The sequence below is a fragment of the Loigolactobacillus zhaoyuanensis genome, assembly GCF_003946385.1.
GTDB lineage: Bacteria > Bacillota > Bacilli > Lactobacillales > Lactobacillaceae > Loigolactobacillus > Loigolactobacillus zhaoyuanensis.
Genome location: NZ_RHOE01000064.1, coordinates 1 through 12973, shown reverse-complemented (window position 1 = coordinate 12973; position 12973 = coordinate 1). Strand labels below are relative to the sequence as shown.

Sequence of the window (12973 nt, the reverse complement as noted above, 5' to 3'; positions counted from 1 at the left end):
ACAACACAGTTAGAATTCACAGTCACTGTGGATTCAAATCACCAAAGCAACTTGAAGATGAGTATCAAACTCAAATTCAAAATTTAGTCGTGGCATAGGACAAAAAAGTCTCTATTTAAATTGTCTATTTTATTGACAGGGGACCACTTGATGGTAAAGCCTTTATCAAGCGTAATGTTGTTTCTGAGTTGCCTGCGACCAAAGTTTGGCAGGATGCTTGTGAGAAAGTTGAAGCCGATAATCTCTATATTATGATGAACGACAATACGTTAGTTAACCTAGTGCGGCACCAAATCGTGCGGATCGATATGACTAAATTAGAAACGCCGGGTGAAAAAAGAGCGCACTACCAAGATCAGTTTTTCAATACGGTCAGTTCATTAGCCAATATTGGGCTATAAAAATAGCGGACCAGCTGGTCTGCTATTTTTTTGCTCAATTAAATTGTGCTAACACCGCTAAATATTTTTCGGTTCGTTGCTGCTGTAGTTGCGCCACTGACCAAGTCTGCAATTCCTTAAGCTGTTGTTGCAAGGCGTGCTCAATGCGCGGCAGCAACTGCTCAGCTTCAGAAATCATCTGATCAACTAAACCAAGCTTAACTAATTGATCAGCGGTCATCGGTAGATATTGGGTCAACTCCTGCGGTTCACCTTTTAAGATCGCTTGTACCGCTTCCGGCGAAGCCACTGAATATAAGCTATTTTCTAACATCAAAATTCGGTTACAGTTAGCCAAGGCCAGCGCGCCACCACTTTCACCTTCACCGAGAAATAGCGCAATATTCGGTACCGTTAAACGGCCCATTTGACTGATTGTCGCCGCCAATGCTTGGCTTTGCCCGTTTAATTCAGCCGCCACATCCGCAGCAGCGCCAGGCATATTGATCAAAGTGATCACCGGCCAACCAAACTTTTCTGCCTGCACGAGACCGCGCGATACTTTACGATAACCTGCTGGGCTCAGCGCACCAAAATGGTAATCCAAGCGCTGTTTTAACGTGGCGCCACGATTAACGCCCACAAATAAAACGGTCTGCTGTTTAAAGCGACCATACCCAACTGTTACCGCGGGATCATCAGCTTGCAGCCGATCACCATGGATCGTAAAAAAGTCAGTCGTTAGGTGATCGATCACTTCCGCTGCGCTGATCCGCTGTGCGCCGCGAATTTTTTTTAACTGTTCTTCTAACATCGAATGACTCACTTTCTCTGGTGTAGCCGCAATAATTGAACTACCACTGCAGCTAAGTCGGTCCGTTTGACCACAGCATCCAGTTGTCCTTGTTGGTAAAGGCTAGCGGCACTCTGAAAATCTGGCGGTAATGGCTCGCGGCTAGTCCCTTGGATCACCCGTTTACCCGCAAAACCAATTGTCGCGCCCGCTTCAGCGATCACGGTATCCGCGGCAAACGCAAAGCTCGCACTGACCCCGCCCATAGTGGGATCAGTTAAAATATTTAAAGTGAAGTTACCAGCTGCATTTAAGTCATCAAATGCGGCCAAAACCGTATTCATTTGCAATAGTGATAGAATCCCTTCTTGCATCCGCGCGCCACCAGAAGCGATCACTAAAACTAACGGCAGCCGCTGCGTTTGTGCAGCACTAATAGCCTGCCGTAAACGAGCGCCTACGATCGTATTCAATGTCCCCATCATAAAATGGCTATCCATTACGCCAAGCATAAAGGACTGTCCATTTAACGTCGCTACCCCGGCGTTAAACGCCTCAGTGGCCCCAGTTTGTTGTTGTGCCTGCGCTAATTTAGCTTGGTAACCAGGAAAAGCAAACGGTGGTGCTGCGGTGATCTCTGGCAACGATTGAAAGCTCTCACTTAACTGTTGAATGCGTTGACTGGCCGTTAAACGTAAATAATAACCACAGTGCGGACAGATCTGCAGCTTACCCCATTCTAGCTGATGCACATTGCGCTGGCAGTGCGGACACTGCCGCCAGATTCCGGTTACTGGTAAATGACTCATTGGGCGTCACCTGCTAAATGCGCCAGAAAATGGATATCAACTAAATTAGCTTGATAACTTGGTAGCGCCATAATTTGCGTTAAGGTTGGCAGATTAGTGCCAATGCCTTCAACCTGCACATGCTGCAAACAACGTTGCATTTTTTCAATTGCCTTTTGCCGCGTTGGTTGCTTGACCAATAGTTTAGCCACTAACGCGTCATAGTAAGGCAGAATTTGGTCACCAGTGCGATACCCTGTATCCACGCGCGCGCCAGTGAATAGATTGAACGTCGTCAACTGGCCGGTTGCTAATAGCGTGCCTTGTGCCTGGGCGTTTAAGCGCACCTCAATGGCGTGGCCCTTAAAAGTCTTGCTGCCCGGCTTAATGATCTGACCAGCAGCGACTTCGATCTGCGTCACCACCAGATCCATGCCTGTGGTTAATTCAGTCACTGCATGCTCGACCTGCAATCGCGTATTCATTTCTAGAAAATAAAAATGGTGATCAGCAAACAAAAATTCCAAGGTGCCTAAACCAACGTAATCTAAGCCCGCCATGAGTTGCTGCGCCAGCTGGTACAACTTAGTCCGTTCAGCAGCCGTCAAAATAGCCGCTGGACTTTCCTCAACTACCTTTTGGTGCTGCCGCTGTAAGCTGCATTCACGATCACCTAATAACTGTAAGTGCCCTGCGTGATCCTGCAACACCTGGACCTCAATATGCCGTGCCCGGGTTAGATATTTTTCTAAATAAACCGCATCGTTCAGGAAAGCCTGCCGTGCTTCTTCCTGGATCAAATGGTATTGATGGCGTAATTCATGCTCCGAAGCCAGCACGCGCATCCCTTTACCACCGCCACCAAAACTGGCTTTCAGCATAACGGGGTAACCTAAACTAGCGGCCGTCTGCCGTAAAGCTGCTTCATCTTTAAGCTCGCTACCACCTGGAATCACCGGTACACCTTGCTTTTTGGCATAAGTTTTAGCGGCTGCTTTGTCAGCTAATAGTGCAATAGTCGCCGGTTGCGGACCAATAAACGTCAAGCCACACTCAGCACACATTTGAGCAAATACCGCGTCTTCAGCTAAAAAACCATAGCCAGGATGGACTGCATCGGCGCCACTCAACAGCGCCGCCATTAAAATACCTTCGCGATTTAAATAGCTGGACTGCGCTGTATCAGGTCCAACACAATAAGTCTCATCAGCTTGTTGCACAAATAAGCTGTTTTGCTCGATCTGAGCATAAACCGCGACTGTGGCAATTTTCAATTGATGGCAAGCCTGAATGATCCGCAGCGCAACTTCGCCGCGATTAGCAATCAAAATTTTCTTGAACATTAGTCGGCCTCAGAAATCTCAAATAATGGCATAGCAAACTCGACACCTTGGCCGTCGCTAACGGTGATCGCGGTTACCGTACCATCGATTGGACTTTTAATATCGTTAAATAACTTCATACTTTCGATCTGCGCCAAAGTATCTTCTGTCGTTACTTTTTGACCCACTTTGACGAAGGGCTGTTTCGTATCATCCAACAAATGAACGATTCCTACCATTGGGCTGTTAACCGTTTTTGCGCTGGACTGTTCTGGCGTCGGTGCCGTTGAATTTTGCGATACTGCCGCCCGCTTAACGTGTAAATACAAGTCAGCATCTTTCAGTTCGATCTCTGCAAATTCACTTTTAGCTAATACCGCTAACAAATCAGTGACTTGTTTTGTGTCCATCCCCAAATCCTCCTACTTCATAATTAAGGTTAGTTGATTAGTCTAAAGTCTGATCAGCAGGCAGCCATAGGCCAAGCCGCCACCAAAGCCGGCTAACACCGCTAATTTACCCGCTGCTTGCGGTTGTACTTCTGCTAACGCCATCGGCACACCAGCAGATGATGTATTGCCGTACCGTTGAACATTGGTCGGAAACTTACTTAGTGGCTGTTTTAAAGTAGCAGCGATTTTTTCAATGATCCGTAAATTAGCTTGGTGACAAATAAAGAGATCCACATCGTCAACGGTTAACTGATTGGCCGCCAGTAAAGCTTCGATCTGCAAAGGGACAGTCTTGGTAGCAAATTCAAATACCGCCCGACCTTGCATAGTAAATGGCGCAATCGACGGCTTACTTTGTGCTTGAACTGTAGTCAAAGGCGCCACTGCCCCGCTCATGATTGCTTCGTGCCGGCTACCATCCGTTTTCAACTGACTATCAATAAAACTCTCAGCTTGGGCATCTTCAGTTCGTGATAACAAAGCGCCCCCAGCACCATCGCCAAAGAATACTGCCGTTGTCCGATCTTGCCAATCAAGCATTTTACTATTAGTCTCCGCGCTGATCACTAAAGCATGCTGAAACTTGCCTTGGCGCAAAAATTTCTCTGCCGTATCGGCGGCAAAAATAAAACCGGCACATGCAGCACTAATATCAAAAGCAACTGCGTTAGTTGCGCCGATCTGCTCCTGGACCAAGCATGCAGTTGCTGGGGTCAAATAATCAGGTGTAATTGTAGAGACAATAATTAAATCAATTGCACTAGCGTCTAGTCCACTTTTAGTTAGCAACTCAGCGGCAACATGACTGGCTAGCGCCGAAGTATTTTCATTAATTGCGATATGTCGTGTTTTGATTCCGGTGTGACTTTGGATCCACTCATCACTGGTGGGCATCAATTGACTTAATTCATCGTTGGTCACCACACGCTCGGGTACATATTTCGCACTGGCTGTGATGGTCACGTAATTAGACATCAGGAAACCCCTTTTCATTTTAAAATGCACTAACGCTATCGATCAGCTCAGCACAATTAACACTACCATTGAGCAGCATTAATGCCAAACAGACTAATTATAATAAGTCAGCGTCATATAAACAAGCAATATGACATAACTTGAATCTTTATTAAGAAGTTTTTGGAACTTAGACTACGGCTCAAACTCATTTGCTCAAACCGTTTGTAACTAATTAATACCAATCAGCTTTTGCGACACGCGCTAATTTGAATTGTCATTATAACACATTCGCCGACCTAACAAAAAAGCCGCTGACTAAGTTCATATCGTCAGCGACCTGCATTAATTTTCTTCGTTACGCGTAACACTGTGCCAATAGCCATAACTAAAGTAAACGATCAGCCCAATGATCAACCAAATTATAAAGGCCACCCAAGTAAATAGCCGTAATTGCGACATCAAAACAAGACAAAAAATAAAGGATAGCCACGGTATATACGGATACAGAGGGACTTTAAACGATTTAGGCGCGTTGCCTAATACTTTGTCTTTACGTAGGAAAACGACCCCGACTGAAACCAGCGCAAAAGCAAATAGCGTCCCGATATTAACCAGTTCGGCAATACGATCCAGCGGAATAATGGCAGCAAAAATTGCGGCGATCAAGCCAAAGATCCAAGTATTCAAAATCGGCACGTGGGTTTTTGGATTGAGTTTCATCAAAGCTTTTGGTAATAAGCCATCACGACTGATTGCGAAGAGTAACCGTGTGCCGCCATAAGACATGACCAATAAAACAGTGGTCATGCCAAGAACAGCACCAACCGACACAATACCGGCGACCCAATTTTGGTTCATTAACCCTAGCGCAAAAGCAACTGGATCATCAACATTTAATTTCGTATAATGAACTACCCCAGTTAACACCGTCGACAGTATCGTATACAACAGTGTCGTGATCACCAATGACGTAATGATTCCGATCGGCATATCACGCTGCGGATTTTTAACTTCTTCCGAGGCGGTCGACACCGCATCAAACCCGATATAGGCATAAAAGGCTACTGACGCGCCAGTGAGCACACCATGGAACCCAAACGGTAAAAAGGGATGCCAGTTGCTTGGCTTAATGTAAAAGGCGCCCACAACAACGAACAAAACGATCACACCAATTTTGATCAGCACCATAATATTGTTGACCCGCGTAGACTCGGAAACCCCACCAGTCAGCAATAAGGCAATTAATAAAACAACAATGAAGGCCGGTAAATTGAACACGGCGCCCGGCACACTTGAAGTTCCAGCAGCTGCCGTCAGTGCCACCGGCAATTTAAGGCCGAAACCAGCCAAGATATTTTGAAAATAGGCTGACCAACTCACTGCCACCGATGACACGGCAAATAGGTATTCTGAAATCAAGGCCCAGCCTAAGATCCAAGCCAAAAACTCACCAAAAACACTGTAAATATACGTATAAGCGCTCCCAGCTAGCGGAATAGTTGAAGAAAATTCCGAGTAGCACAACGCAGCCAAGGAACAAACAACTGCGGCCAATAAAAAGGAAAACATCACCCCAGGTCCAGTGTATTGTGCTGCTAAAATACCAGGCAAGATAAAGATCCCCGAACCGACGATCGCACCTACGCCCATCATGCTTAGACTAAACGCGGAAAGATTTTTTTCTAGTCCTTGTTGCGAGTCCGCTATGGCATTGAGGTCGATATGTTTGCGGACAAATAAATTCTTTAACGTAAATTTCATTATCTATTTCCTCCTGTCACTACGAATAAAACTGATCCAACCACGTTTTAGCGCAACCACACCCGCTGTGCTGGCCACATTGACCAATTACGTGCTGCCATCAATTTAATTGTTTAGCCATTTAATTTTAATGCATCTCTTATTAGCTGTCAATTTAATTAAAATTCAATGATGTAAATTGTACAAAAAAGGCTGCCCCTAAATATCTAGGGACAGCCTTTCGCTATTTTTCAATTCGTTATCGCCAGAACCTACTCGCTTAAATAAATTGAACTAGTTGCATCAAAATTGGTACCACAATGACAAAGAGAACCGTGCTGGTAGTGACAACATTGGTAGCGTATTCGACGTCACCATGTGATTGCCCCGCCAAAATTGGTAAGACCGCTAACCCTGGTGCCGCTGACTGAATGATCAATGTACTTGATTCCAAGCTAGGCACTTGCGCACCAAAACTCTTACCTAGAACTAAGAATAAAATCATCAAAGCTGGCGCAATAATGAAACGACCAGCTAATGCCCAAATCGTGTCACTATCAAAGTGGATCGAAGCTAAGCCAGCATCGGCCAAAACGATCCCAATATAGATCAATGACATCGGCGTCACAATTCCACCAACCATGGACAACGTATTATTGATCCACGTTGGTACGGGGATCGCTAATAACAAGAAGACTAACGCCACTAGGAAACCGATCAATGGTGCTGGTAATAATTTACGCCAGTTGAAAGGTTCCTTATGACTTTTGTCCTTCGTCGGATCATCGTTGGAGATGAAGAAGACCCCAACTGCCCAAGTAGAAACAGTATTCATCACATAATAAATCAGGAAATACGGCATACTTTTCTCACCAAATAACGCTAAATTTAGCGGTAACCCAATGAAAATCGTATTGGCGTTAACAAACATATTAATAAAAGTCCCACGCCGGCCTGGCCGGATCCGTAAAATTTTGGTTAACAGCCAAGCAACAATGTAGCCTAAAGTAAAGCTACCAAAAGCATATAATAACCCGCCAGATAGGCTAACTAATTTATCACGGGTCAAGTATTTCAACACCGAGAAAAAGATCGAAGCTGGCAAGGCAATATTCATGATCAAAAAGGAAATACTAGTTTTAAATTTTTCATCAAATTTATTCTTTTTGCGTAAATAAAAACCTAACGCGATCACAAGAATAATTTCGACAACACTTTCGACTGACGTCATAAATGCAGTCATTTTTACACCCCACTATTTATATTCTGGTGCCCATTTTAAGTCAGTTACGGCTGCAGGCACATCAGTAATTGGTTCACGATTTAATTTCTGATCAACTGCACTTTGCGCAACGGCTTCGGCCACTGTTTGTGAAAAAGCAGCTAACTTCGAAACGGGTGGTAAAACTGCAGCACCTGGCTGGCTGGCATCAACTATGCCACCCAACGAATGCGCAGCGGCAGAAATCATTGTGTCATTTAAGCGTGTGGCTGTCGCTGCCAACGTGCCTAAACCAAGGCCTGGATAAACTAACGCGTTATTAGCTTGCCCAATTTGATAAGTCACACCATTATAAGTGACATCAGTCGCTGGAATCCCAGTAGCAACCAAAGCCTGACCATTTGTCCATTCAATTAGATCAGCGGCTTTCGCTTCGGCTAATTTAGTTGGGTTGGATAATGGGAAGATAATTGGCCGCGCTGTGTGGGCCGCCATTTCCTTGATCGTTGCTTCTGTAAATGAGCCTGGCTGCGTTGACGTCCCAACTAAAATCGTTGGCTGAACTGCTTTGACGACCGCAAGTAAATTAGTTAATTCAGCTGCGTTGGCGAATTCAGCACGATCGCGGGCGAACACTTTTTGTTCAGGTGTCAAAGTTGGATCATCACTGAACAACAACCCTTGCTTATCAACCAAATAGAAATGCTTTCGCGCTTCATCCGCAGATAATCCTTGCTCAACCATTTCAGCAAAAATTCGTTGCGTGATCCCAGCACCAGCAGTGCCAGCGCCAAATGATAGATAAACTTGATCAGTGAACTTTTGCTTAGAAATTTGCAAAGCGCCTAAAATACCGGCTAAAACAATGATGCCGGTGCCCTGAATATCGTCATTAAAGGTGGTAATTTTATCTTGATAGCGATTCAAAATGTTGGCAGCGTTGCTTCGACCAAAATCTTCCCAGTGAAGATAAAGTTCAGGAAACAAATCTTCGGCAGCCGTGACAAATTGATCAACAAATTCATCATAACGTTGACCACGAACCCGTTCATGCCGGTTACCTAAATACAAAGGATCATCTAACAAGGCTTGATTATTGGTGCCGGCATCCAAAACAACGGGTAAAACAGTGCTTGGATCGATCCCAGCCGCTGCCGTATACACCATTAATTTACCAACGGCAATATCAACACCATTTGTGCCCCAATCACCGATACCGAGAATACCTTCTGCGTCAGTGACGACGATCAGCTTGATATCACGGCCAGCTGCTGCATTACGCAATGTTGCTTTGATCGTTGCGTCGGGTTGGTCGATCGATAAAAACGCAGCGCCTTGTGGTTGGATAAATAAGCCACTGTAATTTTCAATAGTATCAGCAATTGTTGGATCATAAACGATCGGCATAAATTCAACAACGTGCTGGCTAAATAATTTATAGAACAAAACTCGGTTAGTATTGAAAATTTCCATCAAGAACAAACGCTTCTCTAGATCAGAAGGTTTCGTTTGATATTGAGCGTAAGTTTGTTCAGTTTGTTGATCTAAAGTCTGTACCTGCGGTGGTACTAAGCCTGTTAAACCTAACTCTTGTCGTTCAGCTTGGGTGAAGGCCGTTCCTTTGTTTAAAAACGGATTATTTAAAAGATTTTGTGGTTCAGTCATCAATAATCACTCCTCTATTCCATATTAAGTGGAATTTTTTTGTGTCAAAGTTTTGATATCACGGCCGCGATCCATTCGGATGAATACAGCAGTCCTTATCAAAAACTGGCTTTAAGTTATAAAACTTAATCAATGACTGTAGTCTACACGCCGACAAAACTTATAGTCAAATTGATGGGTTGTGATAAAATAACTTTATATGACACGACTATTTGGAGGTTATTATGAATTTTCGCGATTTAACTTATTTTGACGCTTTAGCAAGGTTAAAGAACTATACGGCGGTGGCGCGGCAATTCAAGGTTACCCAACCTACGATCACTTACGCAATCAAACGCCTAGAGACGGAATTAGCCGCCACTCTATTTGTTCGTGATCGCTCCCATCGCCAAGTTGAATTAACGGCTAATGGCCGCCAACTAGAAGCCCATGTCGCCATCATTTTACACGAACTACAATTGGCCCAAACTGAATTGGCTGCTAACACACAACAAAAAGTTAAATTTGGCTTACCACCAATTATTGGCGCTTACTACTTTCCAAAATTAGCCCAACGCTTAGCCCGGCATGGCCTGATCAGTCATTTAAATACGACTGAAGCTGGTTCCAATACCCTATTGGATCAACTACGGACCGGTAAATTAGATTTAGCATTATTGGGCTCGACGTCGCCGCTAACTGATCAATTGATCAACGCCGAAATTCTGACTCAGCAATCATTTAAAATTATTGTTAGCCCTGATCATCCCTTAGCCAACGCCAAAAAAGTTAGCTTTGCCCAGCTGATCGACGAAAAGTTTGTCACCTTAAAAGAAGGTTTCGTGCACCCTGCTGCCTTACGCCAGTTAACCCAGTCTGCTGGGTTCGCACCTAATGTGGTCTACACCACGCCAGATATTAGTGTACTTAAAAGCATGGTTGCTGAAAACATTGGCATCGGCTTTCTCACCGCTTTAGCTATTTCACCAGCCGATAATGTCGTCGCATTAGCGCTGGCCGACACGCAGCAACCTAAATTCCTTATCTCGCTGGCCCACCGTAAAAATCATTTACTTTCAGCACTGCAACAGGAACTATTGACACAATTAAAACAACCAATAAACTAAAAAAACTACGCCAAATTGGCGTAGTTTTTACTTGCTTAATTTGCAGTATAGTTTTCAATACCTTTATAAACTAGCTGTGCGACTCGCTGCTGGTACGTACTCGAACTGATATATTGATAATCGGTATAATCATTAATATAGCCCATTTCCAGTAGAACTGCTGGCATTGTACTATCACGAGTAACTTGGAAATTACCGTATTCAATGCCCCGATTATCTAAGGTCAACGAATTCAGTGATTGTGATAATGTTTTGGCAAAAGTCTTGCTAGCTTTGTGATAATAGTAAGTAGTGAAGCCAGAAGCGGTGTCGGCTTCCGGTGACGAATCAAAGTGGAAGCTGATAAACAAACTAGCGCCGCGCTTATTCGCCAACTTAGGCCGGGCCGCTAATGCCACCGTTGTATCACTACTACGTGTCATGATGACGCGGGCATGACTAGCTTTTAATTGCTGCTGTAGGGCCAACGCCATTTGCAATGTGTATTTCTTTTCATAAGCGCCATTATTCGCTAAGGCGCCTGAATCAACGCCACCATGTCCAGCATCAATAACAATCGTTTGCTCAGCTAGTCGATTAGTTGCGGTTGTCTCATTGTAGTCACTATTTAGTAACCAACTAGGCAGCCAACCAATTTTACCTGCATAACTCACCTTGTCCCAACCGTTTTTTTGCGCTAAGTAACCGACTTGGGCCCCTTTTTTGACCGTTGTCACCGCTTTGCTGGAATTTGGTGCTTGACGCATAATTAATGCCGGCGCCGACACAGTGATCGTTTTAGTGCTTTTCGGCTGTGTAATGTGTTGAATAACTAACCAAATTGCGCCGCAGACCGCGATCAAGATCAATATTTGTAATATTCGTAAGGTCATTAATTGTTTTTTTCGTCGTTGCACTCGCTTCAAACCAGTCACCTTTTCATCATCTAATTTAATTCGTAACATTTATTTTACCTATTCTAGCTAAAAATAACCTTAAAATTTTAATTAAGGTGTAGATTACGCATCAATTAGTCATGCTGAGCAACTATTTACGTATTTGGAAACTTAACTTGAGCTTTTAAAGCTGGACTGTATTTAACCATGAAAAAAGCACCTCATAATTGTTAGACTCATTTGTCTAACAATTATGAGGTGCTTCATTAAACACTGCTCGTATTCTATTGCACAAAAATAGCCGTCACCTATAAGCGTAACGACTTTCCCGCCCGCAGCTTTATTTGATTTTTTGAACATACTTTACTTTTAGCTATTTAAAATAAAACAAAAAGCCGATAATCAATATTCATTGATTTATCAGCCTTTACAGGGGTTAAATGAATGATATAAAACCACCCAAAACCCAATTATGGAGGCGGCGGGAGTCGAACCCGCGTCCAAGCATATCGCCACTAAGATATCTACGCTCATAGTTATCTTATTTAGAAGTTCGCCTAATCCAAACGCCAGACAGCACGGCAACCAGAACTAGACTATCCTGATGATCTCTTGTAAAAACTGCAGGTGGAAGTTTTTACCGTAACCCACTTAATTTGAGACCCGTATCCAGCACATGGGTGATGCTAGGCGGATCTACGCAGCTACTGTTTAGGCAGCTAAAGCGTAAGAGTTGTTATTGTTTTTAGCAGTTATATTAACTGTGAACGTTTTAACGTAGACGTAACCTACGAAGCGCAATCTTAGCTCGAACTACACCCGTCGAATCCTAAACGTCCCCATATATTACTCTGTATAGTATAACATCGATTTGGTTTAGCGCCAAGTGGTTAGCTTAGAATACTTCGCCAGTAAAGGGCTTTTCAGGTAACTGCATAAAATTAAGCACACTTAATTCAGCAAGTTGGTGGCAATAATAGTGTAACCCTTGGGCAATCATTAAGTTAACGCTTTGATGTTGCTGATAATACACCACCACGGGAATTTGATTAGCCACAGCGTAGCCAATTTCAAACATCGTTCCCGGATCGCTGTAGCCTGCTTCATAATCATAAACAGCGACCACCACGTCCGCATTGGTTAAGCCTGCCAAATCTTCATGATAAGCCAAGTCCCGCCATTGTGGTGTGCCAAATTCTAAGCCAGCGGCGTTCGTATCGTTCATCGGCACAAATACATTGTCGATACTGGTATTCTCTATCAGCGCTTTTTCGACCTGCTGTAGTCGTTGAATTTGTTCATCATTAAAAAAAGGTGCTGCAAGATAAATATTAGCTGCCACGGTAAATTACCCCTAACTGAAATGAATTAGTGTTATTAGTATACGTGAGACGCGAACAAAGTTCAATCATAAAAGTAATTCATTCGGCTTAGTTTATTTGTTCTTGGCTTTTAAACTATTGCAAAAAAAATCAGGCTAAACCTGTGCTCGGTTTAGCCTGATTTAAATTTTAATTTAAGCGACTAAAGGTTGAAAGTTAATATTTCCACTTAAGCCCTGATCTGTTAGGGCTTTTTTGCTACAAAAATAGACATGAAACCATCCACATCTGTATACTTAAAGCGTCTAAACAAAAACCATACAGAGGAGTTTCATGCCTATGTCTACTATA

12 protein-coding genes and 1 other RNA gene are annotated in these 12973 nt (G+C 43.6%); 2 read left to right on the top strand and 11 right to left on the bottom strand.

Annotated features, from left to right (window positions below; genetic code table 11):
- Positions 1–188: 188 nt before the first annotated feature.
- Complete coding sequence (locus EKM76_RS10825; RefSeq protein WP_225417919.1) at positions 189–401, top strand: chromosome partitioning protein ParB; 213 nt, start codon at positions 189–191, stop codon at positions 399–401.
- 34 nt (positions 402–435) lie between these two features.
- Here EKM76_RS10825 and accA read toward each other — a convergent pair whose 3' ends face one another.
- The 8 genes from accA to EKM76_RS10785 form a co-directional block, all read right to left on the bottom strand.
- The gene (gene accA / locus EKM76_RS10820; RefSeq protein WP_125550677.1) at positions 436–1194 is read right to left on the bottom strand and encodes a carboxyltransferase subunit alpha; all 759 of its coding nucleotides are present in this window, start codon (positions 1192–1194) and stop codon (positions 436–438) included.
- An 8-nt stretch (positions 1195–1202) separates the two neighbouring features.
- Positions 1203–1982 (bottom strand): acetyl-CoA carboxylase carboxyltransferase subunit beta, encoded by a 780-nt coding sequence (locus EKM76_RS10815; RefSeq protein ID WP_125550676.1) that lies wholly within the window; start codon positions 1980–1982, stop codon positions 1203–1205.
- Entirely contained in the window at positions 1979–3304 is a 1326-nt protein-coding gene (locus EKM76_RS10810; protein ID WP_125550675.1) for an acetyl-CoA carboxylase biotin carboxylase subunit, read from the bottom strand. The genes EKM76_RS10815 and EKM76_RS10810 overlap by 4 nt, the downstream gene beginning before the upstream one ends.
- Positions 3304–3693, bottom strand: a complete 390-nt coding sequence (locus tag EKM76_RS10805) for an acetyl-CoA carboxylase biotin carboxyl carrier protein (RefSeq protein WP_125550674.1) — start codon at positions 3691–3693, stop codon at positions 3304–3306. The genes EKM76_RS10810 and EKM76_RS10805 overlap by 1 nt, the downstream gene beginning before the upstream one ends.
- Positions 3694–3735: 42 nt before the next feature.
- A complete protein-coding gene (locus EKM76_RS10800; protein WP_125550673.1) occupies positions 3736–4710 on the bottom strand; it encodes a beta-ketoacyl-ACP synthase III in 975 nt (324 codons plus the stop codon).
- 324 nt (positions 4711–5034) lie between these two features.
- A complete protein-coding gene (locus EKM76_RS10795) occupies positions 5035–6453 on the bottom strand; it encodes an APC family permease (protein ID WP_125550672.1) in 1419 nt (472 codons plus the stop codon).
- A gap of 259 nt (positions 6454–6712) precedes the next feature.
- Complete coding sequence (locus EKM76_RS10790; RefSeq protein WP_125550671.1) at positions 6713–7675, bottom strand: AEC family transporter; 963 nt, start codon at positions 7673–7675, stop codon at positions 6713–6715.
- Positions 7676–7687: 12 nt separating this feature from the next.
- Positions 7688–9319 (bottom strand): malolactic enzyme, encoded by a 1632-nt coding sequence (locus EKM76_RS10785; protein WP_125550670.1) that lies wholly within the window; start codon positions 9317–9319, stop codon positions 7688–7690.
- Between the two features lie 224 nt (positions 9320–9543).
- Here EKM76_RS10785 and EKM76_RS10780 point away from each other — a divergent pair, with 224 nt between their 5' ends.
- Entirely contained in the window at positions 9544–10425 is an 882-nt protein-coding gene (locus EKM76_RS10780; RefSeq protein WP_125550669.1) for a LysR family transcriptional regulator, read from the top strand.
- Between the two features lie 35 nt (positions 10426–10460).
- Here EKM76_RS10780 and EKM76_RS10775 read toward each other — a convergent pair whose 3' ends face one another.
- The 3 genes from EKM76_RS10775 to EKM76_RS10765 form a co-directional block, all read right to left on the bottom strand.
- Positions 10461–11369: an N-acetylmuramoyl-L-alanine amidase gene (locus EKM76_RS10775; protein WP_125550668.1), complete on the bottom strand. Its 909-nt coding sequence runs from the start codon at positions 11367–11369 to the stop codon at positions 10461–10463.
- A gap of 401 nt (positions 11370–11770) precedes the next feature.
- Positions 11771–12141: a transfer-messenger RNA gene (ssrA, locus tag EKM76_RS10770) on the bottom strand.
- 54 nt (positions 12142–12195) lie between these two features.
- Complete coding sequence (locus tag EKM76_RS10765; protein WP_125550667.1) at positions 12196–12642, bottom strand: nucleoside 2-deoxyribosyltransferase; 447 nt, start codon at positions 12640–12642, stop codon at positions 12196–12198.
- Positions 12643–12973 lie beyond the last annotated feature (331 nt).

What these genes read in the sequence shown, in the direction of transcription:
- accA (WP_125550677.1), bottom strand. Translation starts at nt 1,194, where the DNA reads ATGTTAGAAGAACAGTTAAAAAAAATTCGCGGCGCACAGCGGATCAGC.
- EKM76_RS10815 (WP_125550676.1), bottom strand. Translation starts at nt 1,982, where the DNA reads ATGAGTCATTTACCAGTAACCGGAATCTGGCGGCAGTGTCCGCACTGC.
- EKM76_RS10810 (WP_125550675.1), bottom strand. Translation starts at nt 3,304, where the DNA reads ATGTTCAAGAAAATTTTGATTGCTAATCGCGGCGAAGTTGCGCTGCGG.
- EKM76_RS10805 (WP_125550674.1), bottom strand. Translation starts at nt 3,693, where the DNA reads ATGGACACAAAACAAGTCACTGATTTGTTAGCGGTATTAGCTAAAAGT.
- EKM76_RS10800 (WP_125550673.1), bottom strand. Translation starts at nt 4,710, where the DNA reads ATGTCTAATTACGTGACCATCACAGCCAGTGCGAAATATGTACCCGAG.
- EKM76_RS10795 (WP_125550672.1), bottom strand. Translation starts at nt 6,453, where the DNA reads ATGAAATTTACGTTAAAGAATTTATTTGTCCGCAAACATATCGACCTC.
- EKM76_RS10790 (WP_125550671.1), bottom strand. Translation starts at nt 7,675, where the DNA reads ATGACTGCATTTATGACGTCAGTCGAAAGTGTTGTCGAAATTATTCTT.
- EKM76_RS10785 (WP_125550670.1), bottom strand. Translation starts at nt 9,319, where the DNA reads ATGACTGAACCACAAAATCTTTTAAATAATCCGTTTTTAAACAAAGGA.
- EKM76_RS10780 (WP_125550669.1), top strand. Translation starts at nt 9,544, where the DNA reads ATGAATTTTCGCGATTTAACTTATTTTGACGCTTTAGCAAGGTTAAAG.
- EKM76_RS10775 (WP_125550668.1), bottom strand. Translation starts at nt 11,369, where the DNA reads ATGTTACGAATTAAATTAGATGATGAAAAGGTGACTGGTTTGAAGCGA.